14 protein-coding genes are annotated in these 15,612 nt (G+C 55.7%); 8 read left to right on the top strand and 6 right to left on the bottom strand.

The window, feature by feature from the left end:
• The first annotated feature begins 20 nt into the window (after window positions 1-20).
• From acrB to SK50_RS07580, 5 genes are all read left to right on the top strand, one after another.
• A complete protein-coding gene (gene acrB / locus SK50_RS07600; protein WP_015571248.1) occupies window positions 21-3,167 on the top strand; it encodes a multidrug efflux RND transporter permease subunit AcrB in 3,147 nt (1,048 codons plus the stop codon).
• A gap of 510 nt (window positions 3,168-3,677) precedes the next feature.
• Window positions 3,678-4,052, top strand: coding sequence for an Hha toxicity modulator TomB (gene tomB / locus SK50_RS07595; protein WP_006809850.1), 375 nt, complete (start codon window positions 3,678-3,680; stop codon window positions 4,050-4,052).
• Window positions 4,053-4,079: 27 nt separating this feature from the next.
• Window positions 4,080-4,298, top strand: a complete 219-nt coding sequence (locus SK50_RS07590; protein WP_015571250.1) for an HHA domain-containing protein — start codon at window positions 4,080-4,082, stop codon at window positions 4,296-4,298.
• Between the two features lie 208 nt (window positions 4,299-4,506).
• Window positions 4,507-5,058 (top strand): maltose O-acetyltransferase, encoded by a 552-nt coding sequence (gene maa / locus SK50_RS07585; RefSeq protein ID WP_015571251.1) that lies wholly within the window; start codon window positions 4,507-4,509, stop codon window positions 5,056-5,058.
• 116 nt (window positions 5,059-5,174) lie between these two features.
• Entirely contained in the window at window positions 5,175-5,642 is a 468-nt protein-coding gene (locus SK50_RS07580; protein WP_023296041.1) for a YlaC family protein, read from the top strand.
• Here the strand turns inward: SK50_RS07580 and SK50_RS07575 are convergent.
• The gene (locus SK50_RS07575) at window positions 5,614-7,074 is read right to left on the bottom strand and encodes a MocR-like pyridoxine biosynthesis transcription factor PdxR (RefSeq protein ID WP_045349927.1); all 1,461 of its coding nucleotides are present in this window, start codon (window positions 7,072-7,074) and stop codon (window positions 5,614-5,616) included. The two genes, SK50_RS07580 and SK50_RS07575, sit on opposite strands and share 29 nt — an antisense overlap.
• Window positions 7,075-7,175: 101 nt before the next feature.
• Between SK50_RS07575 and SK50_RS07570 the strand changes: the two genes are divergently transcribed.
• Window positions 7,176-7,886 (top strand): GNAT family N-acetyltransferase, encoded by a 711-nt coding sequence (locus SK50_RS07570; RefSeq protein WP_045344589.1) that lies wholly within the window; start codon window positions 7,176-7,178, stop codon window positions 7,884-7,886.
• Here the strand turns inward: SK50_RS07570 and ykgO are convergent.
• Both ykgO and SK50_RS07560 read right to left on the bottom strand, forming a co-directional pair.
• Window positions 7,883-8,023 (bottom strand): type B 50S ribosomal protein L36, encoded by a 141-nt coding sequence (ykgO, locus tag SK50_RS07565; protein ID WP_003859006.1) that lies wholly within the window; start codon window positions 8,021-8,023, stop codon window positions 7,883-7,885. The two genes, SK50_RS07570 and ykgO, sit on opposite strands and share 4 nt — an antisense overlap.
• Window positions 8,024-8,025: 2 nt before the next feature.
• Window positions 8,026-8,286 (bottom strand): type B 50S ribosomal protein L31, encoded by a 261-nt coding sequence (locus SK50_RS07560; protein WP_015571255.1) that lies wholly within the window; start codon window positions 8,284-8,286, stop codon window positions 8,026-8,028.
• A gap of 217 nt (window positions 8,287-8,503) precedes the next feature.
• On the opposite strand from SK50_RS07560, the gene SK50_RS07555 reads away from it, so the two are divergent.
• On the top strand, window positions 8,504-10,072 hold the full coding sequence (locus SK50_RS07555) for an EAL domain-containing protein (protein ID WP_048229264.1): 1,569 nt from the start codon (window positions 8,504-8,506) through the stop codon (window positions 10,070-10,072).
• Here the strand turns inward: SK50_RS07555 and SK50_RS07550 are convergent.
• A complete protein-coding gene (locus SK50_RS07550; RefSeq protein WP_015571258.1) occupies window positions 10,065-10,337 on the bottom strand; it encodes a metal-sensing transcriptional repressor in 273 nt (90 codons plus the stop codon). The two genes, SK50_RS07555 and SK50_RS07550, sit on opposite strands and share 8 nt — an antisense overlap.
• A 134-nt stretch (window positions 10,338-10,471) precedes the next feature.
• Between SK50_RS07550 and SK50_RS07545 the strand changes: the two genes are divergently transcribed.
• Window positions 10,472-11,287, top strand: a complete 816-nt coding sequence (locus SK50_RS07545) for a nickel/cobalt efflux protein RcnA (protein ID WP_048229263.1) — start codon at window positions 10,472-10,474, stop codon at window positions 11,285-11,287.
• A 35-nt stretch (window positions 11,288-11,322) separates the two neighbouring features.
• Here the strand turns inward: SK50_RS07545 and SK50_RS07540 are convergent, their stop codons facing one another.
• Window positions 11,323-14,412, bottom strand: a complete 3,090-nt coding sequence (locus tag SK50_RS07540; protein ID WP_045344592.1) for a beta-galactosidase — start codon at window positions 14,410-14,412, stop codon at window positions 11,323-11,325.
• A gap of 103 nt (window positions 14,413-14,515) precedes the next feature.
• On the bottom strand, window positions 14,516-15,586 hold the full coding sequence (locus SK50_RS07535) for a LacI family DNA-binding transcriptional regulator (RefSeq protein ID WP_015571260.1): 1,071 nt from the start codon (window positions 15,584-15,586) through the stop codon (window positions 14,516-14,518).
• Window positions 15,587-15,612: the final 26 nt, after the last annotated feature.

The raw sequence follows: 15,612 nt of genomic DNA, 5'->3' as shown, positions 1-15,612 counted from the left end.
TAAACAGGAGCCGTTAAGACATGCCTAATTTCTTTATCGATCGCCCCATATTTGCGTGGGTGATCGCCATAATCATCATGCTGGCCGGGGGACTTGCGATCCTGAAGCTGCCTGTCGCGCAATATCCAACGATTGCGCCGCCGGCAGTGACGATCTCCGCAACCTATCCGGGCGCTGATGCCAAAACGGTGCAGGATACCGTTACGCAGGTTATCGAACAGAACATGAACGGTATCGATAACCTGATGTACATGTCCTCAAACAGTGACTCAACCGGTACGGTTCAGATCACCCTGACCTTTGAATCCGGTACGGATGCGGACATTGCACAGGTTCAGGTGCAGAACAAATTGCAGCTGGCGATGCCTCTGCTGCCGCAGGAAGTACAACAGCAGGGCGTGAGCGTCGAGAAATCGTCCAGTAGCTTCCTGATGGTTGTCGGCGTGATCAACACCAACGGCACCATGACGCAGGAGGATATTTCCGACTACGTGGGCGCCAACATGAAGGACGCCATCAGCCGTACGTCTGGTGTGGGTGACGTTCAGCTGTTCGGTTCCCAGTACGCGATGCGTATCTGGATGGATCCGAATAAACTGAACAACTTCCAGCTGACGCCGGTTGACGTGATCAGCGCAATTAAAGCGCAGAACGCCCAGGTTGCCGCCGGTCAGTTGGGTGGTACACCGCCGGTGAAAGGCCAGCAGCTTAACGCGTCGATCATCGCGCAAACGCGTCTGACCTCCGCCGATGAGTTCAGCAAAATTCTGCTGAAGGTGAATCAGGACGGTTCGCAGGTTCGCCTGCGTGACGTGGCGAAGGTTGAGCTGGGCGGTGAGAACTACGACATCATTGCGAAGTTCAACGGTAAACCGGCTTCCGGTCTGGGTATCAAACTGGCGACGGGCGCGAACGCCCTGGACACCGCGACGGCTATCCGTGCAGAACTGAAGAAGATGGAACCGTTCTTCCCGTCAGGTCTGAAAATCGTTTATCCGTATGACACCACGCCATTCGTTAAAATTTCGATTCACGAAGTGGTGAAAACCCTGGTTGAGGCGATCATTCTCGTCTTCCTGGTGATGTACCTGTTCCTGCAAAACTTCCGCGCAACGCTGATCCCAACCATCGCCGTGCCGGTTGTACTGCTCGGGACCTTCGCGGTGCTGGCGATATTTGGCTACTCGATAAACACCCTGACGATGTTCGGGATGGTGCTCGCCATCGGCTTGCTGGTGGATGACGCCATCGTGGTGGTCGAAAACGTCGAGCGTGTCATGGCGGAAGAAGGCCTGCCGCCGAAGGAAGCAACCCGTAAATCAATGGGCCAGATCCAGGGCGCGCTGGTCGGTATCGCGATGGTACTGTCTGCGGTATTTATTCCGATGGCCTTCTTTGGCGGCTCTACCGGTGCGATTTACCGTCAGTTCTCCATCACCATAGTTTCGGCGATGGCGCTGTCGGTACTGGTTGCACTGATCCTGACGCCAGCCCTGTGCGCGACGATGCTGAAGCCGATTCAGAAAGGCGGTCACGGCGAGCATAAAGGCTTCTTCGGCTGGTTCAACCGCATGTTTGATAAGAGTACGCACCACTACACCGACAGCGTGGGTAACATCCTGCGCAGCACCGGTCGTTACCTGCTGCTCTATATCATCATCGTGGTGGGCATGGCTTTCCTGTTCGTTCGTCTGCCAAGCTCGTTCCTGCCAGATGAAGACCAGGGCGTGTTCCTGAGTATGGCGCAGCTTCCGGCCGGTGCGACGCAAGAGCGTACGCAAAAGGTGCTGGATGAGATGACCGACTACTTCCTGACCAAAGAGAAAGACAACGTCGAATCCGTGTTTGCGGTTAACGGCTTTGGCTTCGCGGGTCGTGGTCAGAACACCGGTATCGCCTTCGTTTCTCTGAAAGACTGGTCTGAACGTCCGGGCGCAGAGAACAAGGTAGAAGCCATTACCGGCCGCGCGATGGGCACCTTCTCACAGATTAAAGATGCGATGGTCTTCGCCTTTAACCTGCCAGCGATTGTTGAACTGGGTACGGCGACCGGCTTCGACTTCCAGCTGATTGACCAGGGCGGTCTGGGCCACGAAAAACTGACTCAGGCGCGTAACCAGCTGTTTGGCGAGGTGGCAAAACACCCTGACCTGCTGGTGGGCGTACGTCCTAACGGTCTGGAAGATACGCCGCAGTACAAGATCGATATCGACCAGGAAAAAGCGCAGGCGCTGGGTGTTTCCATCAGCGACATTAATACCACGCTGGGTGCAGCCTGGGGTGGCAGCTACGTCAACGACTTCATCGACCGTGGTCGCGTGAAGAAAGTCTACGTGATGTCCGAAGCGCAATACCGTATGCTGCCGAACGATATCAACAACTGGTATGTTCGCGGCAGCGATGGCCAGATGGTGCCGTTCTCCGCCTTCTCAACCTCGCGCTGGGAATACGGTTCACCGCGTCTGGAGCGTTATAACGGCTTGCCATCGATGGAAATCCTCGGTCAGGCAGCCCCGGGCCGAAGCACCGGTGAAGCCATGAACCTGATGGAAGAACTGGCCAGCAAACTGCCTGCGGGTGTCGGCTACGACTGGACCGGCATGTCCTATCAGGAACGTCTGTCCGGTAACCAGGCCCCTGCCCTGTACGCCATTTCACTGATTGTGGTGTTCCTGTGTCTGGCGGCATTGTATGAGAGCTGGTCGATTCCATTCTCCGTTATGCTGGTGGTTCCGCTGGGGGTTATCGGTGCGCTGCTTGCCGCAACGTTCCGTGGGCTGACCAACGACGTTTACTTCCAGGTGGGCCTGCTGACAACCATTGGCTTGTCGGCGAAGAACGCGATACTAATCGTCGAATTCGCCAAAGATCTGATGGAGAAAGAAGGAAAAGGCCTGATTGAAGCAACGCTGGAAGCCGTTCGTATGCGTTTGCGTCCAATCCTGATGACGTCCCTGGCGTTTATCCTCGGCGTTATGCCGCTGGTTATCAGCTCCGGCGCGGGCTCCGGCGCACAGAACGCAGTAGGTACCGGCGTAATGGGTGGGATGGTAACCGCGACCGTTCTTGCGATCTTCTTCGTACCGGTGTTCTTCGTGGTGGTTCGCCGCCGCTTCAGCCGTAAGAATGAAGACGTTGAGCACAATCATTCGGTAGAACATCACTGATACCGGTTTCACATGATAAAAAGGCCGCATTTGCGGCCTTTTTCTTTTTCAGAAAAAATCATAAAATAGACCTATTGCCTTTCTATTTATTTTCCTCCTTTTTAATAAGGCCTATCATAATAGGCCGATAACTTACACCAGGAACTCAGCATTCTTTTATTATCATTTCGTGACGTAAATTATTCGGACTATTCCTAAGCAATGGAAAATATCTGAAGATATCTGGTTTCGGACTTCACATGAAACTTTGCGCTAACTCAATGAATTCTAAGGAACCGATAAAAATCGTCTTTTTTATTGATTAACGCGTTCGCTGCAAAAGGTAGATTTGCGTAAAGGCTCGAACAGTAACGATTTAATTGTAATTTTTCGTAATAGCGCGGTGAAATCTTGATCAGAGTGGCTTATAGTTAGAGTTATCAGGAACACAGCTCCCGTGTGGCTAAGCAAGTTGTATCCATCCCGACATGATGTTCGGTGAGTAAAAAATCACTCAGAAGGGGATGCGCTATGGACGAGTACTCGCCAAAAAGGCATGATATCGCGCAGTTGAAATTTCTCTGCGAATCCTTGTACCATGACTGCCTTGCCAATCTTGAAGAAAGTAACCATGGCTGGGTGAACGATCCAACGTCTGCTATCAATTTACAGCTCAACGAGCTGATCGAGCATATCGCCACCTTCGCACTTAATTATAAAATTAAGTACAATGAAGATAATAAGTTGATAGAGCAAATTGATGAATACCTGGACGACACCTTTATGTTGTTCAGCAGCTACGGCATTAACGCACAGGATTTGCAGAAATGGCGTAAATCAGGAAACCGTCTATTTCGCTGCTTCACTAATGTCAGCAGAGCTAATCCGGTTAGTCTTTCCTGTTAAAATTATTACAATTACTAAGGTGAATTTATGTCTGATAAACCATTAACAAAAGTCGATTATTTGATGCGCCTGCGACGCTGCCAGTCAATTGACACCCTTGAACGAGTTATTGAGAAAAATAAATACGAGCTGTCTGATAATGAACTGGCGGTATTTTATTCAGCTGCCGACCATCGTCTTGCTGAGCTGACCATGAATAAACTGTATGACAAGATCCCCTCTTCGGTGTGGAAATTTGTTCGTTAATCGTTGAAGAGAGACTGTAAAGGCATTACGCCCGTTGTTAAGCTGAATTTACCTTTCGAATTACGCTTCAAATGCAAACGCCAGGTTCCCGTATAAAACGTATTTATGCGCAAGAATGTTGTGACTCCCGTCACAGCCACTTTTAGGGAACGTTCCCTTTCTGGTTAATCCTCTTTACGCTGCGTAAAACGATTCCAGAGAGGTTCCCATGAGTGAAGAAAAACAGAAGATGATTGCAGGTGAATATTACCGCCCTGGCGATGACACGCTGAGGGCTGACCGTTTACGCGCGCGTCATCTTGTTCACCGCTATAACCATACCGCACCCGATGAGAAGGCCGAACGTCGCGCCTTATTAGCTGACCTGCTGGGTCAAAGCGAAGGTGCCTATATAGAGCCAAGCTTCCGCTGCGACTACGGGTATAACATCTATCTGGGCAACAATTTTTACGCTAACTTCGATTGCGTCATGCTGGACGTCTGCCCTGTCCGCATTGGCGATAACTGTATGCTTGCGCCGGGAGTGCACATTTATACGGCCACGCATCCTCTGGATGCGACCGAACGTAACAGCGGGCTGGAGTACGGTAAACCGGTCACCATTGGTGATAATGTCTGGATCGGCGGACGCGCGGTGATTAATCCAGGCGTGACCATTGGCGATAATGCGGTTATCGCTTCCGGCGCGGTAGTGACCAAAGACGTGCCGGCCAATGCGGTAGTGGGCGGGAATCCGGCGAAAATCATTAAAATGATCTAAGCGCATCCTGAGTAACTGTTATGCTTTTTCCTGGCATAACTGTTACTTTCATCGCCTAAACCCCTCTCATAAAATAGGCAGATCACCTGTATTTTTAACAATCATAAAGGCAAAAAATGACAGAGATACAGCGCCTGCTTACCGCCACCATCGACGATCTCAATACCCGCGAAAAGCGCGACAATCGCCCGCGCTTTAGCATCAGCTTTATTCGCAAACACCCCGGATTGTTCGTCGCCATGTACGCCGCCTGGCTGGCAACGCTTATCGTCATGCTGAAGTCTGAAACACTGGTCGATTCCGTCTGGCTACTGGTTGTGCTGTTCGTGGTGTTTAACGCGTTTTTCTTTTTCGACGTCAATCCGCGTTACCGGTATGAAGATATCGACGTACTCGATTTCCGCGTGTGCTACAACGGGGAGTGGTACAACACGCGTTACGTGCCGAAGGAGCTGATCGACAATATCCTGCTCTCGCCGGCCGTCGAAGCCGGGCAAAAAGAGAAGTTGCAGAAAATGGTCATCACTAAGGGCCAGCTCTCTTTTTATGATGTCTTTACCCTTTCCCGCCCCACTGCTGTGTAATGAGCGCCTGAAGACGTCGGATACCCGGTGCAAACTGCGAAGCAGAGGTATTACCGTAACCTAAAACCAGACCGGTTTGCCCCTGCTTCGTCTCAAGGTAATACCCGCTCAGCGCAGCGGGTGCCAGCTGAAACGCTCTCGCCTGCTCCACCAGCCGCTGGTCGTCGATACCGTCAATCGCCAGCGTCAGGTGCATTCCCCCTTCCCCGGCAAGAACACGGTGCGGCGTATGAAGCTCTGCGCTCAGCACCTCCCGCAGCTGGCGGTAACGCTTACGATAAAGGCGGCGCATGGCGGCAAGATGTCGTGCATAGTGGCCTTCCTCAATAAACAGCGCCAGGGTGCGCTGTTCAGCGCGATGCCCGCCGCGCAGCAGCGAGCCGATGGCCGGACGCGCCGCCTTCGCCAGCGCTGGCGGTAACACCATGAACCCCATCCGGAGCGATGGAAACAGCGTTTTGCTGAACGTCCCCAGATACACAACGGGCGCATTGTTGACCATTCCGAGCATCGCCGGGACGGGCTCACCGGTATAACGAAATTCGCTGTCGTAATCATCCTCAATGATCCACGCGCTGTGCTGCCGGGCCAGTTCCAGCAGCGCCAGACGCCGCCGCGCGCTGAGCACGCTTCCGCAAGGGAACTGATGCGATGGCGAGGTAAAAATCAGCGTGGGTGAAGGCGCAGACAGCCCTTCCCAGCACATCCCCTCGTCATCCACCGGTATGCCGGTCATCGCCAGGCCGGTTTTGACGAAAGCGCTTTTGGCGCCGCTATAGCCGGGATTTTCCACCCAGGCGACATCCCCCGGCTCGCTTAACAGCATCGTGCACAGATTGACGCCCTCCAGCGCCCCTTCGGTTATCACTATCTGGCTGGCATCGCAGTCAATGCCGCGGGAGAGCGCAAGATGGCGGGCAATGGCGGCCCGCAGCGTCGGCTCGCCGGCCGGGTCGCCATACCCTAACAGGGCGCTTCCCTCCTCGCGCAGGACGCGATCGTACAACCGCCGCCACAGCGGCAAGGGGAAATAGTTGATGGCAGGCGTTCCCGGCGTAAACGCCATCACCGGAGTGTCGCGCGGCACAGGCGCGGGCAGCAGGGCGACACGTTTTGTCAGCCTGACGTCCGGGTCCGGTAATGTCCGGGTAATCGTACGAGGAGCGAATTGCCCCACCCGCGTGCCCTGGCGGCTACGCAGCAAATAACCTTCGAGCGTGAGCTGGTCCAGCGCGGCATTGACGGTGTTTCGGGACACCGAGATCTGCTGCGCCAGCGTCCGCGAGCCGGGCAAATGGCTGCCGGACCGGAGCCTTCCGCACAGTATGGCCTCCCGCAAAGCAAGATAGAGCGCACGCTGGAGCGTCTCTTCCCCACGTTTTTTCAGCGCAGCATGGAGCAAGGTGTAAAGCTCATCACCCGGTATATTCATCTTTCCTCCTCGTGGTACCAGAAAAACATAGCCTGGTGGTTCTTTTTAAGGAACCAGCAATTCATTAATCTGGAGATCTTTTCAATTTGACGGGAATAAAGATGAATACATTCAATGAGTTTGGACAACCTGTAGGCGAAAGCCTTTTCGACTGGCAGCCTCGCCCGCACCCGTCCCGGGTGATACTTCAGGGTCGCTATTGTCGGCTTGAGCCGCTGCGCGTGGAGCATGCCCCGGCGTTGTTCTCTGCGTATTCCCTGGCCGGAGATACCCGAAGCTGGACGTGGCTGCTGCGTGAACCAGATGCCACCGCAGAGGAGTTTGCCGAATGGGTGGCGAGCGTGAGCGAATTAGCCGATCCCATCCACTTTACCGTTATCGATAACCAGACCCAGTCTCCTGTCGGGACGCTGTCCCTGATGCGGATCGATCCTAAAAACGGCGTTGTGGAAGTGGGACATGTTCACTTCTCGTCACTGTTAAGCCGGACGCCCATGTCGACAGAAGCGCAGTATCTGCTGATGCGGTACGTGTTCGATACCCTGGGCTACCGGCGTTATGAATGGAAGTGCAACAGCCTGAACGAACCATCCCGCAAAGCGGCTCTGCGTCTGGGCTTTCAGTTTGAAGGGCGTTTTCGCCAGGCGCTGGTCATTAAAGGCCGAAACCGGGACACCGACTGGTTTTCAATTCTCGACAAAGAGTGGCCAGCGCTGGCGAGCGCGTTTGAAAGCTGGCTTGCCACCGACAATTTTACCGCCGATGGCAAACAGAAAAGATCCCTGGAAAGCTGGCGAGAGACGCGCGTCTAGCGTCTTTTTTTACGTCCCTGCACCGCCTTAAAGCGCGGGTTAGATTTGCAAATCACGTATAAGCGTCCCTTGCGTTTGACTATCTGGCAATCCGGGTGACGCTGTTTTGCACTGCGCAATGAGTTCAGCACCTGCATGATTAGCCTCGCTTCGCATCAAGAAAGCCGCCAAAACGCTTGCGGAAGCGTGCCGCGCTGCCATCCGTCGAGAAGGTCTTCTGCTTCCCGGTATAAAACGGATGTGATTTAGAGGAGACATCAAGGGTAACGTAGGGATACGTTTTCCCTTCAAGCTCAATTTCACGGTCTGTCTTAATCGTTGAGCCGACTTTAAAGTATTCATTCGCCGTGGTGTCGTGAAACACAACGGTGCGATAGGTTGGATGGATATTCGGTTTCATCTCTGGCCTTCATGTATTGTTATAACATAACAAAATACTATCTGAGCTTTACTGCAAAAACAACCCCTGTCACGCACAGCCTGTTTTTGAAAGGTTGATTCAGATACCTGCCTGAGACTGTCACATGCTATAACTATATCATTTAGCGATAAAAAACTTTTTCTTCTGGCGCGCAAACTCCAGGCCCAAGGTGGGCATATGGAAAGGATAAAGCAGCATGCGAACCCGACATCTGGTCAGCCTGGTAACAGGCATACTGATCTTCTCTGTGCTGGTCCCTGTGTGCCTCAGTATCTGGCTGGCGCATCGTCAGGCAGAGGATAAATTTGTGGAAGCTCTGGACAGCTATGCCTCGCGCGTCCTGATCCGTACCGACAGAGTCGTTGCGCAGGCAAAACAGGCGCTCACGCACCTACAGACATTCCACGCCCCACCCTGCACTCCCCCGCATTTACGCGAAATGCGCCGGGTCGCGTTCTCCTGGCGCTATATTCAGGAAGTGATGTATATCGATAACCTGAAGCCGCTCTGCTCATCCCTTGAACAATCCAGTAATACGGCGATCTTACCGCCCCCGATGCGGATCACCGCAGACAGGTATAGCGCGTGGCTCACCTCGCAAAACGACCTCGGCATTCACCGCTATATGGCCGTTCTGGGGAAAGGACATTATCTGGTGATGGTTGATCCTGCCTCACTTGTGGATGTTGTCCCGTTTGGTGAAATTTCGATGGATGCCGCCCTGGTGGGCAGTGAAACCCATCGGATATTTGCCAGAAGCAATATTGTCGACCCGTATATTCTTTCTGTCGTTAAGGAGCAGCAGGACGTTACGCGCGTACAATACAACGGCTCGATGTACGTGTTGAAACCTGTACCCGAACTGGGGTTTACGGTGATCGCGTGGGCGTCGTTAAAACCGCTGGCGGAATCCTGGCACCAGCAGCTGATCATCTGGCTACCGGCTGGCATCTTGCTAAGCCTGGCTGCTGCCCTTATTGTCCTGCGCATCCTCCGCCGTTTGTTATCCCCGCGTAACCGCCTGATCGACGCGATCAACAACCGGGAGATCGAAGTTTACTATCAGCCCATCGTGGCGCTGTGCAGTGGAAAACTGGTGGGTGCTGAAGCGCTGATGCGCTGGCCGCAGCCAGATGGCAGTCACCTGTCGCCCAATCTCTTTGTGCCGCTGGCTGAGCAGACGGGGCTTATTTCAACGCTGACGCAGCTGGTGGTGAATAAGGTGTTTGAGGATTTAGGCGCCTGGCTGCATCATCACCCGGAACTGCACATTTCTGTCAACCTTGCGCCATCCGATTTAACGTCCCCCGAGCTGCCTCGCCAGCTGAGTCAGTTGCTCAACAAATGGGGCGTCCACCCGCGCCAGATCGCCCTTGAATTGACCGAGCGCGGCTTTGCCGATCCCGCCGTCAGCGTGCCTGCCATCGCTGCGTTTCGCCGCGCCGGGCACGCTATCTACATTGATGATTTTGGTACGGGTTACTCCAGCCTGAGCTATTTGCAGGATCTGGATGTTGATACCCTGAAGATTGATAAATCCTTTGTGGATGCGCTGGAGTACAAGAACGTGACTCCCCACATCATCGAAATGGCCAAATCGCTTAAACTGGCGATGGTCGCAGAAGGCATTGAAACTGAAGGGCAGATTGAATGGTTGCATCGCCACGGCGTGCAGTACGGCCAGGGCTGGTATTTCAGCAAGGCACTGCCTAAAGAGGATTTCATTCTCTGGGCCGGGCACAACCTGGAGAAGCACATTACTTAAGGTACGATTTGATCACCTGCATCACGACCCCGAGATCGGCCTCGCGCTGCGCTTCCTCTGGCTCTTTCACCACGTGATCGGTTAAATGTCCCTCAATTACTTGCATCATCATGCCGTTTACCGCGCCCCTGATCGCCGCCAGCTGCTGTAACACCTCGGCGCATTCATGATCGCTGTTGAGCATTTTTTCCAGCGCAGCGCTTTGCCCCTGTATTTTTTTCAGGCGGGTCAATAACTTCTTTTTATCACGAACTGTGTGTGACATCGCTTAGCTCCTCTTTGGTGGCGTAAAAAGCATATCACGCTCTACTCCCCCTGGGTATTTTTCTACTGGGGGGTAGTATTATACTACTGGGGGGGAGTAGTATTCTCGGCATGTTTTCCACCCCGGAATGTTCAATGAACGATTTTTCTTCTCTTCTACAGCAGGGTAACGCCTGGCTGTTTGTCCCCAGCGCCATCCTGCTTGGCGCGCTCCATGGCCTTGAGCCAGGCCATTCAAAAACAATGATGGCGGCTTTCATTGTGGCGATCCGCGGTACGCTGAAACAGGCTGTGTTGCTTGGGTTGTCCGCAACGCTGTCTCATACGGCGGTCGTCTGGATCATTGCGATGGCGGGTTTATGGTTTGGTCGGGGATGGGATGCAGATACTTCTGAGCCCTGGTTTCAGTTGATTTCCGGGGTTCTGATCGTGTTGATCGCCCTGTGGATGGCGTGGCGAACCTGGCATGAGAGCCAGCCGCATCACCACCATGATGATCATCATCACCATCATGATCATCACGACCACGCGCATCATCACGACCACATGTCTCCTCTGGTTGAAGAGGAGTGGCAGGATGCCCACCAGCGCGCACACGCCCAGGACATTAACCGACGCTTCAACGGTAAAGAGGTCACCACCGGGCAAATCGCGCTATTCGGCCTGATCGGTGGGCTTATCCCCTGTCCGGCCTCCATTACGGTGCTGCTGATCTGCCTGCAACTGAAACATTTCGCGCTCGGCGCCACGCTGGTGTTCAGTTTCAGTATCGGACTGGCGCTCACTCTCGTCGCCTCTGGCGCAATTGCCGCATTAAGCATGAAACATGCGGCGAAGCGCTGGCCCGGCTTTAGCGCCTTTTCGCGCAAGGCGCCGTGGATCTCAGCGGCACTGATCGCGGTAGTCGGGATTTATATGAGCATTCACGGCGCAAGCGGGATCCTGAGATAAGCATTGCGGCCACGGCAGTGGCCGCACGTGTCGGCTCAGCCGTTCTGCTGCCAGCTAAACGTGTAGCGCAGCCGGCGGTTTTGCAGAATGAAGGCCGGGGCTACGCTCGGGCTCCATGAGTCGTCCCCCCCTACGCCCATGTGAAACGCATCAAGATTCAACCAGCAGCCAGCCTCTTCCCGCAGCAAATGCTGATGCGTTGTCTCATGCAGCTGCCGCTGGCTATAACGGCTCAGGGAGAAATGGAACTGTCCCTGCAACTGATGGGAGCCAAACGTCAGCTCGCGGGTGTCGCAGCGCAAACCGTTCTCCGTCGGGAAGATATACGGCGTCTGCATCTCTTCCAGCGGTAACGCCCAACGCCCCTGCTGCGCCGCCAGTTTTCTGTCCGGATAGTTCTCCAGCGGGCCTAGCCCCAGCCAGCGCACCGTTTCCGGGATATCCGCCAGCATAACGCTCAGGCCCACGCGAGCGGGCTCAGGAATGTCAGACGCCACCGTCACCTGCACATCACCGTGCAGCACCCCGTGGTCATCAATCCGCCAGAGCTTGCAGCTGATAAAAAGCGCTTTTCCCTGATGTTCCCAGACGTGCTGCGTGGTCACCACCACCTCACGGGCATGCTGCTCCGCTTCACACTGGAGGAGGCGCGAGGACATCTCATACATCCCCGCCGCTTTCCAGCGTTCCACCCACGCGTTCGGATCGATGCGGGTCGCCTCGCTGACGCCATTGTCATTGTCCAGCGGCGCGCGGGTGAAGTTATCCGTTAGCGGGGAACGGAGCGTTTCAGCGCCCTCGTTCCACCACTGGGTCAGGTTTCCGGTGAGACGGCTAAACTGCCAGCGCTGCTGCTGATGAGTAATGTCCAGCGCTTCGTCCTGCACCGTTAGCTGCGGAGGGGTTCCGCCTGCTTTCGGTGGCGCAAGGTACAGCGGAGCCGGGAGCGGCCACTGATCCCAGGCACAACGGTGGCCGGGCGGCGACCACGGCGTGGCATGCGGCTGAACGATCTCCACGTTGAGCCAGACCTCGCCCGGCTCAGCATCAAGCTCAGGCAGCGGGATCTCAACGCGCTGCGTCTCCTGAGGCGCAACAGAAAGGGGGGTTTCGCCGGAAGCCAATACCGCACCGTCACGCGCCACTGACCATCGCAGATGCTCGTTGTCAATATGACGGAACAGATAATCGCTCTGGATATCGACGACCAGCGGAACGGTGCTCACCAGCGTAAAGGTAAAGAACTGCTGGGCACGCTGCGCCTCGTAAAGGGCGGGGTGCGGAGTGCGATCGGGAAACACCAGCCCGTTGAGGCAGAACTGACGGTCGTTGGGCTTATCGCCAAAATCGCCGCCGTAGGCCCAGTATGCCGTGCCGTCTTCCGCTTTTTTCGTCAGCGCCTGATCGACCCAGTCCCAGACAAACCCGCCCTGCAACCGGGGATGGCTGCGGAATGCCTGCCAGTAGCTGGCAAAGCCGCCAAAGCTGTTGCCCATCGCGTGGGCATACTCGCACAGGATCAGCGGACGGGTTTCGTCCGGCATGCCGATCCACTTTTTAATCGACCACTTTGGCACCGCCGGGAATGGCTGATCCTGATCGACGCGGGCATACATCGGGCAGACAATATCGGTAGCGGCCGTACTGGCGCCACCGCCTTCGTACTGCACCGGCCGCGTGGGATCGGCGGTTTTCAGCCAGCGGTACAGCGCATCGTGATTCGCCCCATGCCCGGACTCATTCCCCAGGGACCAGATGATGATGGACGGATGATTCCGGTCCCGCTGCACCATACGCGTTACGCGTTCGCTCATGGCAGGCAACCAGCGCGGATCGTCCGCCAGGCGGCTCATCGGCACCATGCCGTGGGTTTCAATATTCGCCTCATCGACCACGTACAGGCCGTAGCGATCGCAAAGCGTGTACCACAGAGGATGGTTCGGATAATGCGAGCAGCGCACGGCGTTGAAGTTATGCTGCTTCATCAGTTCGATGTCGCGGCGCATGGTCGCCTCATCCATCACCTGCCCCTTCTCAGGATGATGTTCGTGACGGTTCACGCCGCGGATAAGCAGCGGTTTGCCGTTAAGCTTCAGCAGGCCGTTGCTGATTTCGACGCGTCTGAAACCGACATCGCAGGCTTCAGTCTCCAGCACGTTACCCTGCGCATCCCGAAGCGACATTGTCAGCCGATAGCATTCCGGTGTTTCAGCGCTCCACAGCGCGGGAGCGTTCACGGGGATCGCCACCGTGAGCCGTTCTGCCCAACTGCCGCGTTCGTCCACGATGGCCGATCCGGGCTGCTGCGTGGTTTGCGCGCAGGCTTCGTCGTTACGCCACAGGGTAAACGCCACCTCGCATTCGGCGTAGCGTGAGCCTTCCAGCGCAACGTCAGCCCGGAGTATCGCCCGATCGCATTCGGCATTCAGATCGGTCACGATCTGATAATCGGCAATTCGCGTTTCCGGCTTGTGCAGCAGCGAGACGTCACGGAAAATGCCGCTCATCCGCCACATGTCCTGATCTTCCAGGTAGCTTCCGTCGCACCAGCGTAACACCATCACCGCCAGACGGTTCTGCCCCGGTCGCAGCACCGCGCTAAGATCGAACTCCGCAGGCAGACGGCTGTCCTGCGAATAGCCCACCCACTGGCCGTTACACCACAGATGAAAAGCTGAATTCACCCCGTCAAAAATAATGCGGGTTTGCCCGCTGCACAGCCAGGCGTCATTCATCTCAAATGTGAGCGAGTAACAACCAGTTGGGTTTTCAGCCGGAACATACGGCGGGTTCACATTTATCGGATAGGTGACGTTGGTATAGATGGGAGTGTCAAATCCCTCCATCTGCCAGTTCGACGGCACGGGCATCCCAACGGCGTCAGCCAGATCGTCCGTTATCCATGCCTCGGGAACCTGCTCTGGCGCCGGGAAAAAGCTGAATCGCCAGACGCCGTTAAGCAGACGCTTGCTTAGCGAAAGTTTATCCTCGCGGGCGAAGGTTTCATCGCGCCAGCTATGAAAAGGCGCGTGTGTAGCCAGACGATTCCACTGCGTCACGCCCGGGTTTTCCCAGTCACGACGCGCCAGAAGTGCGCTGAGGGTCAGCGGCAATGTAGAAGACATATCAACCTCTTTGCGAAGCGCTCACAATTTCAGCCAACATGCCCTGGTAAACGGTGGCGGTAAAGACTTTGATCGTCACCAGGCGAACACGATCACAAAAGTGCTAGCTGCGCGCCAGTTTCTCCGCCAGCAGCGCCAGCGTTCTGAGCTGTTGCGCCAGATCTTCACGATCGGCCTGCTGTGCGGCGCGCGGCGCGGTGGAATGACGTACTATCAACGTAACGGGAAGTTGTTCCTGCCAGCATTCGTCGTGATGGTCAGGTGCCATCAGCCACTCCACGCTGCGCTCACCGGCCTCGCGGAACGCCTGCCGAACGGTGGTGAGCGGAGGTGAAAACCACGCGCTGTCAGCCGTATCATCAAACCCGACAACCGAGATCTGCCCCGGTACCGCAACGCCTTTTTCCGCACAGGCGCGTAAAACGCCAAGCGCCATCTGATCGTTAGCGACGAGGATCGCCTCCGGCAGCTGCGCGCCCGCCAGGAGCTGATGCCCTTTCTCATAGCCCGAGGCCGCGCTCCAGTCGCCCTGCGCCACCGCAAACGCCTCCACGCCGGCCCGGGCCAGCGTGGTTTTCCATCCCGCCAGACGAGCCCGGGCAGAGACAGAACTTTCCGGCCCGGCGAGCAGCGCAATTCGCTGGTGCCCCAGCGAAAGCAGATGCTCTGCCCCCAGGCCAGCGCCCTGTTCGGCATTGAAAACAAGGCTGTTAACCCGAGCTGTGGGGGAAACATCGAGAAAAAGAACCGGGGTCGGCGAGGCCATTTCCTGAAGCATTTCTGCCTGTGCATCTTCCAGCGGAACGTTCACCAGCAGCGCCTCCACGCGCTGCGCCAGTAATTCCTGCAAAGCAGCCTGACACTGCGCGGGTTGCTCCACCATGGAGATGAGTACGCTAGCCCCCTGCTCCACTGCCCGGGATTTTACAGCTGAGGCGATTTGCGACGGCGCATGCAGCGCCAGATCGCTGGTCATCAGCCCCAGCGTGCGGGTACGTTTCCCGGCCAGCTGCTGCGCGCCACGGTTAGGCACATAGTGTAGCGCCGCCATGGCCTGCCGGACCTTTTCCCGCGTACGGGCAGAAACGTGTTCTGCGTCGTTAATCACCCGGGAAACGGTCTGATAGGAAACGCCCGCCACGCGGGCAACGTCATAAAGAGTGATCGCTTTCATACATTCTGGCGTCGTAAAAAGAGAAG

Origin of the sequence: Enterobacter sp. BWH64, assembly GCF_001037645.1 — a bacterium.
Classification (GTDB): domain Bacteria; phylum Pseudomonadota; class Gammaproteobacteria; order Enterobacterales; family Enterobacteriaceae; genus Enterobacter; species Enterobacter hormaechei_C.
The sequence above is the reverse complement of the archived record's forward strand: the minus strand, read 5'-3'. Positions and strand labels throughout refer to the sequence as shown.